The organism is Acinetobacter sp. Ac8 (assembly GCF_055392545.1).
Genome location: NZ_AP043689.1, coordinates 1935674 through 1956249 on the forward strand (window position 1 = coordinate 1935674; position 20576 = coordinate 1956249).

General features: G+C 36.5%; 12 protein-coding genes and 1 CRISPR repeat array. Of the genes, 9 read left to right on the top strand and 3 right to left on the bottom strand.

Annotated features, from left to right (window positions below; genetic code table 11):
- The first annotated feature begins 1621 nt into the window (after positions 1-1621).
- From ACZ5QH_RS09040 to ACZ5QH_RS09050, 3 genes are all read left to right on the top strand, one after another.
- Positions 1622-1882 (top strand): hypothetical protein, encoded by a 261-nt coding sequence (locus ACZ5QH_RS09040; protein WP_224965320.1) that lies wholly within the window; start codon positions 1622-1624, stop codon positions 1880-1882.
- 359 nt (positions 1883-2241) lie between these two features.
- Positions 2242-2445: a hypothetical protein gene (locus ACZ5QH_RS09045; protein WP_303577036.1), complete on the top strand. Its 204-nt coding sequence runs from the start codon at positions 2242-2244 to the stop codon at positions 2443-2445.
- Between the two features lie 81 nt (positions 2446-2526).
- Positions 2527-2934, top strand: a complete 408-nt coding sequence (locus ACZ5QH_RS09050; protein ID WP_303577037.1) for a hypothetical protein — start codon at positions 2527-2529, stop codon at positions 2932-2934.
- 235 nt (positions 2935-3169) lie between these two features.
- Here ACZ5QH_RS09050 and ACZ5QH_RS09055 read toward each other — a convergent pair whose 3' ends face one another.
- Positions 3170-3721: a DUF2799 domain-containing protein gene (locus ACZ5QH_RS09055; protein WP_244015726.1), complete on the bottom strand. Its 552-nt coding sequence runs from the start codon at positions 3719-3721 to the stop codon at positions 3170-3172.
- A 1129-nt stretch (positions 3722-4850) separates the two neighbouring features.
- On the opposite strand from ACZ5QH_RS09055, the gene ACZ5QH_RS09060 reads away from it, so the two are divergent.
- From ACZ5QH_RS09060 to ACZ5QH_RS09070, 3 genes are all read left to right on the top strand, one after another.
- Positions 4851-5207, top strand: a complete 357-nt coding sequence (locus ACZ5QH_RS09060; protein ID WP_004721210.1) for a hypothetical protein — start codon at positions 4851-4853, stop codon at positions 5205-5207.
- Between the two features lie 262 nt (positions 5208-5469).
- Complete coding sequence (locus ACZ5QH_RS09065) at positions 5470-5649, top strand: ribbon-helix-helix protein, CopG family (protein ID WP_004721206.1); 180 nt, start codon at positions 5470-5472, stop codon at positions 5647-5649.
- Positions 5650-6154: 505 nt separating this feature from the next.
- Positions 6155-8212: a TonB-dependent receptor domain-containing protein gene (locus ACZ5QH_RS09070; protein WP_303577038.1), complete on the top strand. Its 2058-nt coding sequence runs from the start codon at positions 6155-6157 to the stop codon at positions 8210-8212.
- Positions 8213-8540: 328 nt separating this feature from the next.
- A CRISPR array of direct repeats spans positions 8541-9530; the repeat unit is 28 nt; unit sequence GTTCACTGCCATATAGGCAGCTTAGAAA.
- A gap of 318 nt (positions 9531-9848) precedes the next feature.
- Here ACZ5QH_RS09070 and ACZ5QH_RS09075 read toward each other — a convergent pair.
- Both ACZ5QH_RS09075 and ACZ5QH_RS09080 read right to left on the bottom strand, forming a co-directional pair.
- Positions 9849-12065: a TonB-dependent siderophore receptor gene (locus tag ACZ5QH_RS09075; protein ID WP_303577039.1), complete on the bottom strand. Its 2217-nt coding sequence runs from the start codon at positions 12063-12065 to the stop codon at positions 9849-9851.
- A 254-nt stretch (positions 12066-12319) separates the two neighbouring features.
- Positions 12320-12841: an RNA polymerase sigma factor gene (locus ACZ5QH_RS09080; protein WP_004820783.1), complete on the bottom strand. Its 522-nt coding sequence runs from the start codon at positions 12839-12841 to the stop codon at positions 12320-12322.
- A 300-nt stretch (positions 12842-13141) separates the two neighbouring features.
- Here ACZ5QH_RS09080 and ACZ5QH_RS09085 point away from each other — a divergent pair, with 300 nt between their 5' ends.
- Genes ACZ5QH_RS09085 through ACZ5QH_RS09095 form a run of 3 tightly spaced genes read left to right on the top strand, consistent with a single transcriptional unit; the run spans position 13142 to position 20559 of the window.
- Positions 13142-14350 carry an efflux RND transporter periplasmic adaptor subunit gene (locus ACZ5QH_RS09085; RefSeq protein WP_303577040.1) on the top strand — a complete coding sequence of 403 codons (1209 nt, stop codon included), beginning with the start codon at positions 13142-13144 and terminating at the stop codon, positions 14348-14350.
- A 3-nt stretch (positions 14351-14353) separates the two neighbouring features.
- Positions 14354-17467 carry a multidrug efflux RND transporter permease subunit gene (locus ACZ5QH_RS09090; protein ID WP_303577041.1) on the top strand — a complete coding sequence of 1038 codons (3114 nt, stop codon included), beginning with the start codon at positions 14354-14356 and terminating at the stop codon, positions 17465-17467.
- Complete coding sequence (locus ACZ5QH_RS09095; protein WP_464016794.1) at positions 17464-20559, top strand: efflux RND transporter permease subunit; 3096 nt, start codon at positions 17464-17466, stop codon at positions 20557-20559. The genes ACZ5QH_RS09090 and ACZ5QH_RS09095 overlap by 4 nt, the downstream gene beginning before the upstream one ends.
- Positions 20560-20576: the final 17 nt, after the last annotated feature.

Consider the following 20576-nt stretch of genomic DNA (forward strand, 5'->3'; position numbering starts at 1 on the left):
ATTTCATATTTACTTTCACTTACGGGGTGATTGGAAAATTTATCGGGCTACGTTTTTGAATTATAAATTATTATATTTAATCAATATGTTGAATCCAGTTTTTATATGTGTGATATGACATATTTGAATCAAGCGCGTGGTTATTGTAATCCATGAAAATTTAAGCTTTAGATCGCTTAGACCGACAATCCTTAGGCGATTTGCTGAGGATTTAAGCAGTCTGTTACATAAAATTTACGATACATATATCAAGCTTTACCAAAAGGTAAAATATTTTCTTGAATCTTAATATGAATTGTGTAAAATTTAATCAGTGAAGAAGGTTGTGCTTTTCACTTTGACTTGGTATTTAAGTCTTTAATAAACCCAGCTATTTTTTAGGTGGGTTTATTAATTTTAGCCTAATCAATAAATGATAAGTATCTGGCTTCTATCTAAAAGCATAAAACGATTTGAAAAATGAATATTAGTATCGATGGAAAGCTGAATAGTTAAGCTTTATTGAAAGAATATTGAGGATTTAATGTGATTTTAAGCACACTTTTAATAAATATGAATGAATTCATATTGGGAATAGCTACTGTAAACGGATGTTCTGCTTTCTAACTTGACATCATTGGAGTTCAAATAATGCGCTATTTGATCCAATGATGTGGCCTATTATTGTTTTGCTTAAAATTTATACGAAGGTATGGGTTGTTTATTTATAGATTTGATGTAAATTCAGAACAACATCTTTAAAATTAATTCTTATGAATATTTGTATAGGCGGTCCCTGGCATGGAAGTAAGTTGCTAGGAAATGATAATAAAAAGTCTTTTAAAGTAAAAGGCAAATTACCCAATTCAACAACAAACTATTTTAAAAGAAAGATTCAGTTTAAAAACGTATTTTATATTTTTTGGGTATCTGATGAACTGATGTTATTAGATGAGAATGAAATTATTAAAAATTTTTTACTTAAAAAATTAAATATTATTGTTTAAATAAACTTCATATAAATAAAAGATGCTAAGGCGTCTTTTTTTATATTTTTTCATTTTGCCTTGCTGCATTTGGGTTACAGTGAAATGGTGATCATTTTGGATTATCCATGAATTTTTCATTTTGATTATTTGATAAATTATTTTAACAAATGGTAAAAAATATATTTTAAGTTGCTTAAATTGTTTGATATTTTACATAATTTATTGTATAAAAAAGAAACAACAATAAAATGAGGGTGAAATCATGATAGACAAATCAATAAACATCGTTTTTTTCTTTTCCGTATTTATTGCCTTAACTTTACTGGTACACCTGTTGGGAAATGTGCCAACTGGCGTATGGTTTCCAAAATAAAACTGCTCAATGGAAAAGCTCATCTTGAGATGGGCTTTTTACTTTATGGAGGGATTGATTTTGATCCAGTTATTAAAATGTATGTTTGGCTTTCATCGGGTGATTGATACGCATTATTGTAAAGACGGAGAGTTGGCGGTGTGTCATCATTGTCTAAAAGTTGTTAAAAAATAATCATGTAAATGAAATGACATGGAATACATGATATTTCAATTTTTATACTCAATTCAAAGTTAAGCTGTTCATAATATTTTTTTACTTTGCGAGTGTGAGTTTTTAAATGCCAATACCTAAAATGAATGAGACTAAAACAGATTCCAATCAAGCGCCATATTTTTCAATTGAGCAGCTTAAAAGATTTTTGAAAACACAAATTAGATTAAAAGCCGATGAAGGAGAGTTGTTTGTAAGTGAATATATCACTACAGATTTCGCACAACATGACATCGTTAATCTGGGTGAAGAATTTAAGAAAGCAGGCTACAAGGTGAGGATCAAAAATGCTGGTAAAGAAAAAATATTTTCTGTTTTTTGGAATTAAAACACTGTAAGTTTTAATGTCTCCTGAAGGAAATAACCACAACTTTATTCCATCACCTAAACGAACCAAATTTTACTTTTTAATAGGGTTTAATTTTTCAATCAAGACAGTCCCAACGATGAAAATCATTTCCATAGCCTGTCTCGTTTTATTATGGGGTCGAACTATATGTTGAAAATAAGATACATATCAACAAGATCAATCTAAGACTCTTCATTTGCAGGATCAAATCAGTGAATAGATGTCAGCTATTGGCCGCGTAGAGGCAATATGGCATAGTTCTGCTATCGTGATGTAGTCAACTGAATAGCCCCTGAATTCATTGTGGAATTCTTATGCGAGGCTTATGGAAGAACAAAGTGAATAATTTAGAAAATCAAGATTTAGAACAGCAATCTCAACCAGAGCAAAAAGATTCTAGCGTGATGAATGATATCGTGAATTCGATCAATCCTTTGGATGCCGTTGATCTGATCGTGGAAACAGGTCGGTTGATTGTGAATACAAGTAAAGTTATTGTTTCTGACATTGCCAACAACATCGATATTGATATAAGTCTTTAAGATTAATTCGCAAATGTACCCATCGAAAGTTGGGACTTTAATTTATGTGACTGATCTTTACTGTAGATGACATTTAAATCAATGATGAAAAAAATCCTCTTGGCATTTCTTATATTGAATTCGAAATTTAGCTTTGCTGATCCAATAAAACCAACTTTTCTTGAAGAAAAATTAGATATTGAAAAGTTTAAAAAAGAGCTAGATGATAAACATACGTCTAAAATAAAAAAGTCGCTTTTTCTTGTAAAAAGAGAGCCGAAATTGGACCAGCCTAGATATAAAGCAGTTATGCTGAGAGTTGCTAAGGATAGGCAGGATAATTCTTTTAAATATATGAAAATGATCAATTATGTAGACTGTGATAAAAATAGAACTTATACATTTTTGTCATTTTATGATGAAAATGGCATTACACATGGTATTGGTTCATCTAATGACGATCTTGCAGGAGATAGTCCCTTAAGAAAACAAGTCTGTATCATTGAATGATGGTGAATAGTTGAAAAAGTATGTTTATTCTATGATTTAAAATTGACACATTTCACGTTATTTAGTAAAACTGTGATTGTTAATTCATTATAGTGAATAAACATACAATAATCCTTAATCAGCGCAAAATTAAGGGGAAGCCTCACAGTGATGTGAGGCTTTTTTATTCGAATAACTTATTCCAAAGCAGTGTTCGAAATCGCTCGTGAGTAGTTGTTTGTGACTTTGTTTAAAACTAATAGAGATCATGCTCAGCTTTAAAGCGTTCCAGATTCCGAAGTGCGTCTTGATAACGTGAGCGTACTTGACTGCTATTGCTACGAAGATCAGATAATTTCTTTTTATAGTCGTCGCGATCTTTGGCAGATAGATCTTTGCTGTCTAATTTTCCAAGATAGTAATCTAGATTGTTTTGTGAAGTATTAAATTCTGAATTCGCATGATAAAAGTTACTGGCCACTTGATAATAATGACGTAAGGATTCACGTTTCTCTGCAGGGCAAACTCTAAAATTACCGCGACCTTCTAAAGCTTCATAAAAGATATTTTCAGGTTGACAGTAAGCCCCTAAACCTTTTAGGTAACCCATTTCATAAAGATTTTGACTAGGAATAATATTGGCTTTTTTACAAGAGGAATAGTATTTATCTATGTGGGATTTATTTCCAACAGCGCCATCTTTTTCACCAACGTTAAACCAATTTGCAGTTTTACATTGTTCAACACTCATTGCAGCACAACCGGAAAGTAAAACCGTAAAAGTAGATAAAATTACTATAAGTTTCATGAAAAATTCTTCCAAACGATTTTTGAATTGCTTTTAAAAAATGATTTTATCATGACAAGGTCAATAATTTCCTGATCATCAATACGGATTTACATGAAAAGTGCATCTAAAATTTGAGATAAAAAAGTGTTTTTATCATGATTCTGCAGCTATTGCCGATATCGTATTTTAACTTTGGCGTATTTTCAGATTGTGCATAATGTTTGTATTGAAGTTGATAGATATAAACCCAAGGATTCATCTTCAAAAGAACAGAACTACTAAATTCTTAACTTCATTTAATTTAAAAATAACGGATGGGCAGTTAAATTTAATAGATTGATAATTTATTCAGATTTTTTCTAAAAATAGGATTTTCATCTAACGCTATAAAAATAAAGCGGATTAAAGCAAGACTACAAATCCAAAACATAGACAATCATTGAGCTCAGTTCAGTAACGATTACACAGAAATTTATAGTTACTTATTTAATTTCATAAAACTTATATACTATGATTTTATAGTTAAATTAACATTGATCTTTAAAGTGGCTTAATTCTAATGTTTGGGAAGATCGTTTTTACTGTATCGGTAGTCTTATCCATAGTTTTTTTTGTTCTCGGTTTAACGGAAGCTATTGTTGAGTTTATCGTTATTGGATGCCTTGGTTTTATCGCATCGGGCTTGGTTTTTAAACAAATGAAAATATCATTCAAGCAGAATGACGACTAATTTTGTGGTTTTGAGTAAGAGTACTTTTGGCTGTTTTTTATTGTCAAAAAATGCTATGCAATCATGGTGTTGGATTTAAAAATTAATTGGATATTTTGGGTCTGTAATTATTTTCTCTGATTTCTTATTTACTATTTGCCTAAGAAAAATAAAACAAACAAAAATTATCAAAGTCGCTAAAAGAGCAAGATCTAATTCTACTATAAGGATGTAAGCACTGAGTTAAAAAGTACAAAAGTTTGATAGAGCCCTCATTGGAGGGCTTTTTTGTGTCAAGGTGCTGAAAAATATTAAAAAAATCACATATTATTATAATAATATAATATTTTATTATCATTTTATGATATTTTTATGTTGTTATATAGCGTTATAAATCTATATAAATCATCTTATATTGAATAAAAGGGGTAAAAAATAATGGCTAAAATTGACTTAAATCCATTGGCTGAAATTGATGGTTTCACAGCAGCAGCACTTGTCGACTATACAAGCGGATTATCACTTGCCGCTCAAGGAACGGGGATCGATTTAGAGCTTGCTGCTGCTGGAAATACGGAAGTTTTAAGAGCAAAAATTAAAACAGCAAAAGCACTAGATTTGAAAGATACGATTGATGATGTTTTGATCACACTCGGGAAGCAGTACCATTTATTACGTCCACTTGAAAAGAATAGCGATTTATTTTTATATCTAGTATTGGATCGCCAAAAATCGAACTTAGCGATGGCAAGACATGAACTTCGAATTTTTGAAAAAGAGTTAGATTTTTCTTAAAAGCAGCAATTGGCTATTATATTGGATACGATGTAATAGCCATTTTAAATCATCAATACTAAGAAAATAGAATGCATATTTAGCATATAAATACAGCCCGAATATAGGTCATATAAAGATGTTAAATCTTGAGTGAAATAGTCGACTTAAGTCTATGAATGTAAAGTTATAAATATGAATACCATAAAATAAAAAAATATCATTGAAAATCTCATAAATGTTATTAGAATTCTATTTCTAAATAAATTAAGAGATTGGGGATATGGAAAATAAAACAGCAAGATTAACTATTTTGATAGACCCGAATAAAAAGGAAGCTTTTGAAGAATTGTGCAACCGTCAGGATCTAAAGCCTTCACAAGTGGTTCGCCAACTGATTCGTGAGTATTTAGAAAAGCATGGTGTCGATTACGCGACTAAACCGACTTTACCGAAAAAGTAATATTTAAATTATCAATTTTATCAAAAAATAGGACTGTGCTTTTTAGGGGGAAATGCGGGTCTTATTTATATTGAATCAGAGAAAACTGAGTAAGATTGATCAAAAATGTTGTACTAATTATTGATGATTTTGATATTTATAAATTTTTAATATATTTGATTCTGTAAAGCTGACCAATTTGAGCTTGATGATATTGAGTAAATAAGCAAAAGAGAGCTTACAGGCCGTTTTATGGCTTGTAAGCTCTTTTTTGAAAATAAAGACTAGAAACAATACGATAAATAGATTTTTTGAATTCTTTTTTGACAAAACTTTAGCTTAGTTTTGACCTTTATAGCGTTGTTTTTCATATGATTATGATTAAGTATTTTTCTGTTAATTGACCATAAATTAAAATTTAATAAATGATAATTATTATTATTAGCAATTGCATTTGAGGTTTTGCTCAAATACAATGCGCAACAATTCTTTCACAATTCCTCCTTAATTTAAGTTGCGTATTAACATGAATAAACAATTAAGATTTCAAACACTGTCAATTTCTATACTCACCGCAATGTCAATTTCAGTATATGCAAAAGATACTTCTGAAGATGCGACAAAGTTAAAAACAATTGTAGTGACTGCGAGTAGTCAGGCAGTAGATGTTAAAGAAGCACCAGCAAGTATTAGTGTTATTACAAGCGAAGATATCGAAAAACAACCTGTGGGTAGTCTTGGAGAGTTATTAAGTAAAGTTCCTGGGGTAACAGGTGGAATTAGTCCTTCGAAGGAAGGTTCTAAGATTAAATTGCGTGGTTTACCAGACAATTACACACTGATTTTGGTTGATGGTAAACGCATCGGGTCTTCAAGAGATGTAAGTTATCGTCCAGATTTAGGTCGTCAGGATTTAAACTGGATTACACCCGATATGATTGAAAGAATTGAAGTCGTTCGTGGTCCAATGTCTTCCTTATATGGTTCAGATGCCATGGGAGGTGTAATTAATATTATTACTAAGAAGATTCCCAATACTTGGGGCGGTAATGTCACTTTAAATTATACTCAGCCAACAACTTCGTCTGATTTAGGCACTTCTTTACAAACAGGTGTCATGGCTGCAGGTCCATTAACTGATAGCTTAGGTTTGCGCTTGACTGCAGGGATGACTGAACGAGAGGCAGATAAGAAATATTCAGCAGGTAACGGAACCACAGGTTCTCAAGATCAAAACTACAATGCGATGTTGCACTATCAGCCAACAGATAAACAGTCATTCAGTTTTGAAGCAGGGCACAGTATTCAAAAGAATGAAAAAGGTTCTCAAATTAACCCCAAAACAGGTGCAGAACAGGAGACCAGTTGGGGAGCTAAAAAATTAGAACATAATTCATATAGCGTATCGCATGATGGTGAGTGGGCAATTGGTAAATCTAAGTTAAGTGCATACTACAATGACTATGATTCAAGTGTGCTTGGTTCTAAGACTAAATCAAATGAATTGATTGTTGAAGGTAGCTTAACCATGCCATTTGAGCTAATGTTTAAGCAAGTCTTAACTGTTGGCGGTCAATGGAAAAAACAAGAATTAACCAATACTGACACAATTGGTACTCTACCTGGTGGCAGTTGGGATGGGAAAAGCTATACCGACCCTAAGGTGGATAATAAAAATTGGGCATTATTTCTTGAAGACAATATTTCACTGCTCGATAATTTGACATTAACAGTAGGGAATCGTTTAGATCATGATGATAAATATGGTGATCACCATAGTCCACGCGGTTATTTAGTTTATAGTCCAATGGATGATCTTGTGATTAAAGGGGGGATTGCAAAAGGTTTCCGTGCACCAACTGTGAAAGAATCATCTCCTGGTGGGGCAACTGAATCTGGTGGGAATGGTTGCAATGGGTTAAGAGGTAAAATTTGGTATGACAGTAAGCAAAAGCCAGATACCTATACGGGTGGTAGCTGCTTTATGACAGGTAATCCAAACCTTAAGCCTGAGGAAAGCACAAACTATGAAATTGGTGTAAATTATACTGGTTTTGGTACAGATTTAGGTTTGACATTCTTCCATACAGATTTTAAAAATAAAATCACTTATTCGCCGTTAGGTCACGAAGGTGGTATTTGGTTTACTCGAAATGAAAATATTCAAAATGCAGTAACGCGTGGTCTAGAAATGGTTGTAAATTTCCCAGTTTTAGACAATCTAAAATGGAATAATAATGCAACGTATTTCTTAAAAGCAAAAAATGAAGATACTGGTGCAACCTTACTGACCACTTCAAAATTAACGGTAAATTCAGCCCTAAATTGGCAACCGATAGATCCACTCAATGTAGAATTGTCTGCGCAATATTTAGGTAAGCAATATTTAACTGATAAAAGCGCTACTCCTACGATGCAAAAACCGCATACGATTGTAAATCTAGCAAGCAATTATCAAGTCAATGATAAGCTCACTGTACGTGGTGGTTTTACTAATTTACTTGATAAAAAATTGTCAAATGGTGCAGATGCATACTTCGTTGAGCGTCAAAAAGTATTTGTAGGTGCAACCTTTAAATTTTAATCAATTATATTGAAATGAAGATTGACTTCACTTCAATTAATAAGTCATGCGTTAGAAAAACCATCTTCGGATGGTTTTTATGTTATGTATTTTTATTAGGAAGTGATTTTATTTCGATGAATCAAGTGCTGTATATAAAATAGTAAAGCAGTGATCTTCAGAATTTAGGAATTTTTTGTTCGCATCAAAAACTTCCCCCAATATTTTTTTGATAATTTTATAGTTTAATAAAATCAGTAGGTTATATATGTTTTAAAAAACTTTGGGTATTTTATGGTTTTTATATTTAACTTGCTGTTATCAGAATGTTTTTTGATTTAAAATTATAGTTCACTGCCATATAGGCAGCTTAGAAAGATTTATCAAAATTTCCCTGATTGGGTTTATAAGTTCACTGCCATATAGGCAGCTTAGAAAACGTTCAGAGCCGAAATAAACCGTGTTTTTAAAGTTCACTGCCATATAGGCAGCTTAGAAAAATAACGGAAGTCGATACAGTCCGAATAGGACGTTCACTGCCATATAGGCAGCTTAGAAAATAAAAATTGAATCAGTGTTGATTTACCTGTGGTTCACTGCCATATAGGCAGCTTAGAAAATAGACAATATTTTCTTGATTGCCAAGGCATCGTTCACTGCCATATAGGCAGCTTAGAAACGACCAGAAAATGGCATTTTCTTTTTGTATAAGTTCACTGCCATATAGGCAGCTTAGAAATGATAGAGAGGGTGAAGCAATTGCTTGGCACTGTTCACTGCCATATAGGCAGCTTAGAAACCTAAAAACCATATATGAAAGATTTGGGTATGGTTCACTGCCATATAGGCAGCTTAGAAATGTTATATCGCCTAAATCTGATATTTTATAATGTTCACTGCCATATAGGCAGCTTAGAAATTTCTCATAGAGCAAAGTAGAAGCTGTTGCCCGTTCACTGCCATATAGGCAGCTTAGAAACAAATGCGACTTAATCCACTCGGATATGGAATGTTCACTGCCATATAGGCAGCTTAGAAAAGTGTCTACAAGATAACTTGCTCCTGCTGGAAGTTCACTGCCATATAGGCAGCTTAGAAAAATCAAAGCGTTTATCATTGAATCTGGTACCTGTTCACTGCCATATAGGCAGCTTAGAAAAACACTAGAAGATACAGAAATAACACCATCTAGTTCACTGCCATATAGGCAGCTTAGAAATCTACAACTGTGTCCTCAGGGATTGGTGCAAAGTTCACTACCATATAGGCAGCTTAGAAAATAAACATTGTGACCTTGCAGAATCTTTGCTGGTTCACTGCCATATAGGTAGTTTAACAATCAACAGAAGAACAATAGATGAGGTATACCAGCAGAGGAGTTAATTTTAGTTATATTGATAACATTTGAATTTGTAGAGAAAATCACCTTTAAGCTAACTTTCTCTACATCTAACTCATTGGTTTATTTAAAGCTAAATCAATAAAAATTTTTCATAAATCAAAAAATGATTATATGGCGTAAATCATATTGCTATTGAAAGTCCCTTCTCCCACTGGGAGAAGGCTAGGATGAGGGGGGATTTTATCTCAATCTATGTTTTAAAATGGGCTTATGAAAGAAGTCTAATGTTTAGCTAATTATAAATAGACTTCAGAATTACCAATCGTATTTTAACCCCACTCTAAAATTAGTTGGTGCACCGTAGTAGCTATTGCCTGTTGTTAAATAATACTTTTTATCAAAAAGATTATTTATATTGAGATTGGCTGTTAATTTATTGTTTATTTTATAACGTGCCATTAAATCAACAACACTGTATTCACTCTGGGTAAATTTATGATCTGCTGATTGAATTTCACTTTGCCAACGAATACCTCCGCCAACGGTTAGTGCTTCATTAAGATAAGGAAGTTTATAGGTTGTATAAAGTTTGGCAGTATTACTTGGAATATTAGAGTTTAATAGCTTGCCATTACGGTCTCGGCTTAAATTTCGGGCAAAGCTTGAGGAGATTTGCCAAGTATCTGAGAGTTTTCCTGTGGCTTCTAATTCAATACCGCGACTCTTGGTTCCAGATTCTGCTATATATGCTTGAGATCCGTCAGGTGCTAAATGCGAGCCATCTGGCTGTTCAGGAATCGCGACCGCAAAATTATCTTCTTTATTTTCATAGAGTGCTGCACTTAGATTAAGTTGATTGTCAAAAAAAGCACCCTTGATTCCAAGTTCTGTACTATTTCCCTCTAATGGGTCTATATAATCCCCAGCTCTTGTTTTTAGATCTTGTGGAGAAAATATATTTGTATAACTTGCATAAGCAGACCAATTGGGAGTGAGATCATAAACTAAGCCAAGATAAGGGATCAGTTTATTTTCTTCTTTTCGATTGGTTATTGTAATTGTGTTTTTCTCATAGCTATTGTCTTCTTTTTTTAACTTCCAATTTTCTAAGCGTGATCCCAACAACAGTGCTAAATCATCACTTAATTTAAACCGAGCTGCGGTATAAAATGATGAACTTGTATTATTTTCTTTGGTCCATCCTACGGCAGGGTTATTTGGACGTGCCGGTGTATTCCCATCCCATTTATATATATTATCAATATTTCCACTCCAACCCTCAATCCACCAATTGGTAAAGTACGGCTGGCTATTTTCACTTCTGGTTAATGTTGAACCAAAGATCACATCATGGGTTTGGTTAAATAAATCAAATGAGCCGTTTAAGCTGACATTAAACAAGTCTTGAATTGGTTTATAAGCCCAGTGAGTAGAATAAATCGAAACCCCACTACCAGTTTCTTTGTTGGGTGTTCCACCACTTGCATAGCCAACTAATTCATCTGAGTCCGTAATGATACGTGCTAATGAAGCCTTTAATTTCCAGTTATCATTAAATTGATGATTGATATCAGCAAAGAGTGAAGTGGTTGTTCGATCTGAGTAAGACCAGCTGGGTGCTGCTGAATCTGATCGCGACCAGTTTGTTCGTGTCCCATCACTATAAAAAGCAGGCAAACCACCACGAGCTTGTCCAGTAATATAAATTTGTTGATAGCTTAAGCCTAGACTTGCTTGAGTCTTATCTGACAAATCAGTGTCAACAACCGCATAGGCCACTTTGCGTTCTTCATTGAAGCGATCTATGTATGAGTCCGAGTTCTGATAAGCAACGACAGCACGTCCACGAAGCGTACCCGATTGATTAAGAGGTGTTGAGATATCGCCATCGAAACGGTATGAATCCCATGAGCTAAGATCTGTACTGATTGATGCTTTAAAATCTTGTAATGGTTTTTTCCGAAGCATATTAATACTAGCGCTGGCGGAACCTGCACCAGTCATTAAACCTGTCGCTCCTCGTACCACTTCAATTCTATCGAAAAGTGCAGTGTCTTGGCTTTGAAAAATAGAAGAGTAGGTACTTAGAAGTTTTACACCATCAAGTAAATAGCTATCTACACTTTTACCGCGTGAATAAATTGGTGAAGTATCGGAACCTACATTTCCAGACTGGCTAACGGTTAATCCAGCAGCTTGGTTTGCAACATCAGTCAGTTGTGTAAGGTTTTGATCTTGCATTCTTTGCTGGGTCATGACACTAACTGATTGCGGTGTTTCTTTTAGGCTGAGTGCCAAGCCTGTTGATGCTGTGGTAGCTTTAGCGGTATATAAACCAGAGCCTTCGGTTGTAAGGCTATTGGTATTATTGGCAGATACAGTGATGGTAGGAAGCTGAGTAGAGTTTTGTTCTTGGCCATCAGATGGGTTCGGTGCTGCAACTACAGATCCATGTATTAAACAAATAGATCCGCCCCAAATTGCAGTTCGAATTGCAATTGCTAATGCATGTTTGCTTTGATGTTCCTTCATTAGATTCTCGTATGAGTCATATTCATCTACTTAGTCGTTTTTATTTTAAAAAAAGCTCATTTTTTTATGATTTAAATGAGGGATATCGTTGGATGTAACAACAATAGTGAGCAGGCGCGAATAGGGGAGAGGGTTTTAACTATTTGTATGATCAATAGATCGATGTCATGAAAGTTCGAGATGGATTTTTAAATATGTCTAATTGGCTTTATCTATTTATTTTTATTGAATCGTTTGTTTTATAAGTAAAAAAATTATGAGTTAAATGTCGTAGTATAAATACTAGAACAGGCTAAAAAAGCTTGTTTCATATCTCGTTTTACTGTGGCTTCAGAAATATTAAGTTTTTCACCGATTGCGCGGTAAGTCATATCTTCCATTTGTGATAATAAAAAAACCTGTGCGACGCGTTCGGGTAGCTTTTCTAGCGTTTGTTGAACTTGATAGACACTTTCTCGAATACATATTTCATGTTCTACAGATGGATAGCCATCCTGTGGTGTATGTATTAGTGCATCTAGATATAAGTGTTCAACTTGTTGGTGGCGCCAATGATCAATAATCACGTGTTTCGCAATTCCCAATAACCATGCTTTGGGTTCTTTAATATTTTCAAAACAGTAGTTACTTTTTAATGCACGATAAAAAACTTCCTGACTAAGATCTTCAGAGTGGTGATGGTTGTGAAGTTTATGTTTGAACCACAAAAGTAAAGTATTTTGATGGTCTTGATAAATATGATCAAACCATTGCTGCTTTTGTACGTTCAAATTCATAAGCGTTGCCTGTTTGAAAAGCCAACAACATGGAGTTTTATTGGTTAAAGGGAGGTGTTGAAAATAATGATAGTGATAATGATTATTAAATGCAATAATAAGAATTACAAAATGCAACATGATAATTAGCGAGCTAAAAGACTATTTATTCTTGATTATTAATGGGATGGGTGGTTAGTACTTGTGAAATTTCACTTTAATTATCTAATTGATAAATGATGAATAACTTTAAAATTTCACTTTATTTATTTCGCAATTGTAAATTTTGATCGTTCTGCGACTGTATGAATAAGAGTTTTTATGAGTAAGCCATCTGTAAATGTAAACCCAAAAAAAAGTTTTATTGGCCGTAAGTTTAAATATTTAATTGGATTTATGCTGCTGATGATTTTCGGACTAGCAGGCTTCTATTGGAAAAAAACCTCATCCAAACCCGCAGAGGAATATAGCCAATGGAGTAAACCTGTACCCGTGCGAACTGTGCCAGTACAACGACAAGATTTACAGGTTGAAATCAAAGCAATTGGTACAGTCATTCCTACGCATACTGTGAATGTACAAAGTCAGGTTGCTGGGGTTTTACAGCAGATTTATTTTAAAGAAGGGCAAACCGTAAAAAAAGGACAGCTCCTTGCACAAATTGATCCAGCGCCATTTCAGGTTGCACTTGCACAGGCTGAAGGAACACGGCAGCAGAATTTAGCACAGTTGCACAATGCTGAAACAGAGTTGCAGCGCTATCAATTGCTGTTTAAACAAGATTCGATTGCGAAACAACAAGTAGAACAGCAATTGGCGCTGGTCAACCAGCTTAAAGGTCAGATACAGGCGAACAAGGCGCAAGTAGATGCTGCAAAACTACAGCTGTCTTATACTAAAATTTATGCACCTATTGAGGGGCGGGTTGGATTTAGACAGAAAGATGCTGGCAACCTTATTCAAGCCAATGAAAGTGCTGGTTTAGTCAGTATCACTCAAGTGCATCCAATTTTTGTGCAATTTGCAGTGGCAGAAAACCATTTAGTAAATCTGCGTCAATCCTTAAAAAATGGCGATAAAGTGTTGGCAAGTGCTTGGGATAAAACAGAACAAAAACAACTTGCGCTAGGGCATGTTCAAGCAATAGATAATCAGATTGATATCAGTACTGGAACTTTAAAAATAAAAGCAATTTTTACAAATCAGGATGATGCTTTATTTCCAAATCAGTTTGTCAATGTGCGTTTAAAGACTCAAACCATTCAAAATGCAATCAGTATCCCAAGTGATGCCGTACAACATGGTGCAAAAGGCAGCTATGTTTATATTATCAATCCGCAAAACAAAGCCGAAATTCGCATGTTAAAACTGGGGATGACCTCAAATGGTCAAATTGAAGTTTTAGACGGATTAAAGGGGAGCGAAAAAGTAGTACTTGAAGGAATTGATCGTCTTTCGGAAGGCAAAGAAGTTCAAATTGTTGCAGAAAATCAACAGCCAATTTCTACGGCCAAGCCAACTGCTGGATAAATCATGAATATTTCACGGTTCTTTATTTTACGTCCAGTCGCAACCACATTATTGATGTTAGCACTGCTGTTGAGTGGTTTCTTGGTTTGGCGATTGCTACCTGTTTCTGCCTTGCCACAGGTCGATTATCCAATTATTCAAGTCTATACTTTTCAACCTGGTGCCAATCCCGATACGGTACAACGCACAATCACCGCACCACTCGAACGAGAAATGGGCAAAATTGCTGGTTTAAAGCAAATGTCTTCCAGTAGTTCAGTGGGCGCATCTGTTATTACCTTGCAGTTTGAACTGAGCGCAGAGCTTGGTGTCGTTGAACAGGAAGTACAGTCAGCACTCAGTACCGCCAGCAGTAAATTACCCAATGATCTACCAGCACCACCGATTTACCGTAAAGTAAATCCTGCTGATGTTCCTGTGATTACCCTTGCCATCAGCTCAGAAACTTTACCTTTAACAACAGTCTACGACATGGTGGACACCCGAGTTGCACAAAAGCTTTCTCAGCTTTCAGGTGTCGGAATGGTTAGCCTTGCGGGTGGGCAACGTCCAGCAATACGCGTGCAAATGAATGCTGCGGCACTTGCTGCCTATAAAATGAGTGCTGAAGATGTGCGATCCGCAATTAATTCTGCCAATGCAAATCAACCCAAAGGCAGCTTTGATGGACCATATCGCACCACCATGTTGGATGCCAATGATCAGATTCGTTCGATTGCAGATTATGAAAATCTAATTTTACGCTGGAACAATGGCGCACTGATACGTCTTAGAGATGTGGCAAAAGTCATAGAAGGGAGCGAAGATCGCTATATGGCGGCTTGGGCAGGCAGTCAAGCTGCAATCTTGGTCAATGTACAGCGCCAACCGAATGCCAATGTGATTCAAGTTGCAGATCAGATTAAGCAAATATTGCCTGAGCTAGAAAAGAATCTGCCTGAAAATGTCAAAATTCGAGTGTTAACCGATCGAACTGAGAGTATTCGCAGCTCCATTGATGATGTGCAAAAAGAATTGGTTTTTGCCGTGTGCTTGGTGGTGATGGTGACTTTTTTATTTTTAAGAAATTTATCCGCTACGATTATTCCCAGCATTGCCGTACCACTGTCGATTATTGGTACTTTTGTCGTCATGTATTTTTTAGGATTCTCTGTCAATAACCTGACTTTAATGGCACTCACCATTGCGACAGGTTTTGTAGTCGATGATGCAATTGTGATGTTGGAAAATATTGCACGACATCGAGAGGCAGGGGAAAGCTTATTACAAGCCGCACTTAAAGGGTCTAAAGAAATCGGCTTTACCTTAATTTCCCTGACGATTTCCCTAATCGCAGTATTAATCCCATTACTGTTTATGGGGGATGTGGTTGGGCGACTGTTCCATGAATTTGCTGTCACTTTAGCAACAGCAATTGCAATTTCATTGGTGGTGTCACTTACATTGACGCCAATGATGTGCGCATATTTATTAAAAAATGCCAAGCATTCCAGTTCAAACAGTCGCTGGAGTCTAGACCGAATTATTCAGCAATACGGTAAAGCTTTACAGTGGGTTTTTCGGCATCAAGTACTGACTCTTGCGGTGATGTTGAGTAGCGTCATTTTAGCGGGTCTGCTGTATTGGATGATTCCCAAAGGCTTTTTCCCTGTACAGGACAGTGGGGTCATACAGGTGGTGACAGAAGCGCCTGATGATATTTCATTCCAAGCCATGAGTGAGCGTCAACAAGCACTCGCGGGGCAGATCTTAAAAGATCCTGCTGTGGAAAGTTTGTCTTCATTTATTGGTATAGATGCCAATAATCCAAAACTGAGTAATGGACGTATTTTAATTAATCTAAAGCCGCATGCTGAAAGAGATCCTGTAGATCAAATTATGGCACGACTTAGAGGACAGTTTGCTCAAGTTGATGGGATTCAAGGCTGGATGCAACCAGTACAAGAGCTGAGTATTGAAGATAAAATTAGTCGTACTCAATATCAACTGAGTATAAGCGCTGCTAAAACGACAGATTTAGCCGAATGGACCCCTATATTTGTTGATGCTTTACGACAACAACCTGAATTTGCCCAAGTCACCAGTGAAGAGGGCGGACAAGGCTTACAAGCATTTATTGATGTCAATCGAGATGCCGCAGCACGTTTGGGTTTAAACATTGAAGATATCAGTTTAGCTTTACAAAATTTATTTGCGCAGCGCCAGATTGCAACTTTATACACGCAATCTAATCAATATCGTATTGTTTTAGAACTTGACCCAACATTCACTCAAGGTATAGATGCTTTAGGACAAACCTATATTCACAATAAGCAAGGAGAACCGATATTACTCAGTTCCGTTGCCAATATTGTGCAAAAACGCGTGCCTATTATTCTGCAACAGCAATCACAATTTCCAGCCAATGGGGTATCTTTTAATCTTGCATCAGGGATCGCGCTCGGGGATGCGATCAAAGCGATTGATCGCGTACAACAGCGTCTAAATTTACCACCAGAAGTCAAAGTAAAACTGCAAGGTGCAGCCGCTGCCTATGATAACTCGCAACAACATACGTTCTGGTTGGTGATTGCAGCAATAGTGACCATGTACATTGTGTTAGGCATTCTGTACGAAAGTTTTATTCACCCGATAACCATTCTTTCTACCTTGCCCTCTGCTGCAATTGGTGCTTTGTTGGCATTGTTTATGGTCAATCGACCATTGGATATGATTGCCTTGATTGGAATCATTTTATTGATTGGTCTGGTCAAGAAAAATGGCATCATGATGGTGGATTTTGCTTTGGCTGCACAACGTCATGACGGATTATCAGCACAGCAAGCGATTTATCAAGCTGCACTAATGCGTTTTCGCCCAATTTTAATGACCACACTTGCGGCACTGGTTGGGGCAATTCCATTGATGCTTGCATCGGGTTCAGGGGCTGAATTACGTCAGCCTCTCGGGATCGTTATGGTCGGTGGTTTGATTTTAAGCCAAGTCCTGACGTTATTTACGACACCAGTGGTTTATTTATTTTTTGATCAACTGCAATATTCATTGCAACACACCAATTCAGATTTATCTGTAGATGATTTACCCGCAGAGCATGATACGACAAGGAGAGAGTTTTGACCTTTCTCTCGACCTTTATTCACCGACCTGTTGCCAGTATTTTACTCGGAATCGCAATTGTATTATTGGGTATATTGGCCTATTTTCGCTTACCTGTAGCCGCTTTACCACAGGCAGATATTCCAACGATTGTGGTGCGAGCAAGTTTACCGGGTGCAAGTCCTGAAAGTATGTCTGCCACCGTGGCGACGCCGTTAGAGCGTGCCATGATGGGCGTTTCAGGGGTAAAAGCGATTAATTCTTCAAGTAATCAAAGCGCAACCCAAGTGGTTTTGCATTTTGATTTAAACACTGACATCAATGAAGCCGCCAGAGAGGTCCAAGCTGCAATCAATGCTGCGATGTCACAGCTGCCTTCTGGAATGCCAAGCCCTCCTGAATATTTCAAGATCAATCCAAGCCAGAGTCCAATTTTTTATTTGGCTTTGAGTTCAGAACATCTTTCTGCGGGCAAACTCTATGAAATTGCCAGCAATCAGCTGCAGCCAAATCTTGCGCAAATTAATGGGGTTGGGGAAGTTGTCATTGACGGGGCATCTATGCCTGCTGTGCGAATTCAACTCAATCCAAATGCCTTGATTTCACAAGGGGTATCTTTGGAGCAAGTTCGTGAAGCGATTGTAAAAAGTAATACAGTACAAGCATTAGGGGTAATTGAAACTGAACAGTTGCGTTGGCAAGTTGAGCTTCCAAGTCATTTAAAAAAAGCGGGTGATTTTGCCAATTTGATCGTACATCAAAATGGCCAGACCGTTGTTCGTTTAAAAGATGTGGCTGAGGTACAGGATTCGGTCGAAAACCGTTATGTAAGTGGTTTTCACAATGGTAAACCCGCGGTCATTATCAAAATCAGCCGACAGCCCAATGCAAATACCGTTGCCACAATTGAAAAGATCAAAGAAAAACTACCAGAGTTAAGCAGATTAATTCCAGCAGATTCACAACTGACCACAGTGATGGATGGATCGGAAATTATTCGAGCAGGCTTAAATGAAGCAAGAGATACTTTATTATTTTCCATGCTTTTGGTGATTATTGTGGTCGCACTGATGTTAGGTCGTCTGCAAAGTGCTCTTGTTCCAAGTATTGCTTTGCTGGTGACTTTGATTGGCGCATGCAGTCTGGTTTATCTCGCTGGATTTTCATTGAATAACTTGTCGATTATGGCGGTGATTGTTGCGATTGGACTTGTGGTTGATGATGCAATTGTGGTTTTGGAAAACATAGAACGTCATATAGAACAAGGTGAACAGCCTATACAAGCTGCCTTAAATGGTATTCGAGAAGTTGGTCTGACCTTGCTGGCAATGAATTTGGCTTTGGTGGTGATCTTTATTTCAGTGCTATTTATGGGTGGTGTGATCGAACGATTATTTAGGGAGTTTTCTTTAACACTGATTTTTATCATTATTTTATCTGTATTTGTCTCCCTAGTCCTTACGCCAAGCTTATCTGCACGCTGTTTAAAACCATTGGAGCGTTATCAACACCAGGCTTTATATCGCTATAGCCATCGCTTGATGCAGGGTTTGAGTCAACTCTATTTGCATTCACTGAAATGGATGATTAAACATGGTTATTTGGTCATTTTGCTATGGGGCGGTGCAATCGCTGCTTCTGTATATGTCTATCAAACATTACCCAAACGGGTATTACCTGAGCAAGATACTGGACGGGTTGAAGCTTTTATTCGGGGGGATGACGGCTTCTCCTTTCAAATTATGCAACCTAAAATCGCCACCTTTAGCGAAAGTGTATTAAAGGATCCTGCAGTCAAAGATGTGATTGGTACGTCTGGTGGTGCTGGCGGAATCACCAATTCTTTTTTAATGGTGAGTTTAAAACCCAAAGCAGAGCGAGATGGCAAATCTTCACATGAAATTGTAGATAGAATTAAAAAAAATGCCCCATGGCTGGCAGGTGCGATTTTTTCTGCACAAGTCAAACAGGAACTAGAATTGGATGATCCATTTTCAAGTGGAAGTGGGCAAGATTATTTGTTGTTACTGCAATCTGATGATGTTGCGTTGCTACGTCAGTGGGTACCTAAAGTTGCTCAGGCAATGCAGAAGCTTCCAGAGTTAGAAGAAGTTGAAACCATGGGCGATGAAGGTGCTCAGCATGTGACTTTAGACATTGACCGTGAAGCAGCACGTCGTTTGGGTGTGGATATAGACAATATTTCAAGTGTACTCAATAACTCATTTTCGCAGCGCCAAATTTCGACTATTTATGATCAAACCCAACAGTTTTATGTGGTGATGGAAGTCGATAAACACTTTACTGAACACCCTGAAGCGCTGGCAAATGTACGCATTCCAAACCAACAAGGCATTGCTGTACCACTTAGTAATTTTGCCACATGGTCTTATGGTATTACCAATGATCGGGTTTATCGACGCAACCAATATGCCGCAATGGGGATTGGTTATGTGGTTAAACAAGGCTATAGCTATGAACAAGCGGATGCAGCTATTCGTAGTGTCTTGCCCGAAGTGATGTTACCCAATGGAATTTTTATCATGACAGATAAAGATGTCGAGGCAGAAAGTTTACAGGCTGGTTTATCGACGCCGTTACTTGTCTGTGTGGTGATCTTACTTATTTATATCGTTCTCGGGGTTACCTATGAAAGTCTACTTCATCCATTGACAATTTTATCGACAGTACCCGCAGTGGCTTTGGGGGCTTTGTTGACCTTATGGTTATTTAATTTCCAATTCACCTTAATTGCACTCTTGGGCATGTTTTTATTGATCGGAATTGTTGTAAAAAATGCCATTCTTTTAATTGATTTTACTTTATTAGAAAGAAGAGCAGGCAAGACTGCATATCAGGCTATTTTATCTGCCGCAGCACTTCGTTTCCGTCCAATTCTGATGACCAATACTGCCGCGTTACTGGGTGCAATTCCACTGGCACTTAGCTGGGGAGAAGGGGCTGAGCTACGTCAGCCTTTGGGGGTGGTCATTGTAGGTGGTTTAGCCTTGGGTCAATTATTGACATTGTGTACAACGCCTGTCTTGTATTTGGTGTTGGAAAAATGTGCTGAATCTTGTTTGAAATTAAAAAATAAATACGCACTTCATTGAGGTAAATAGGAAAATAT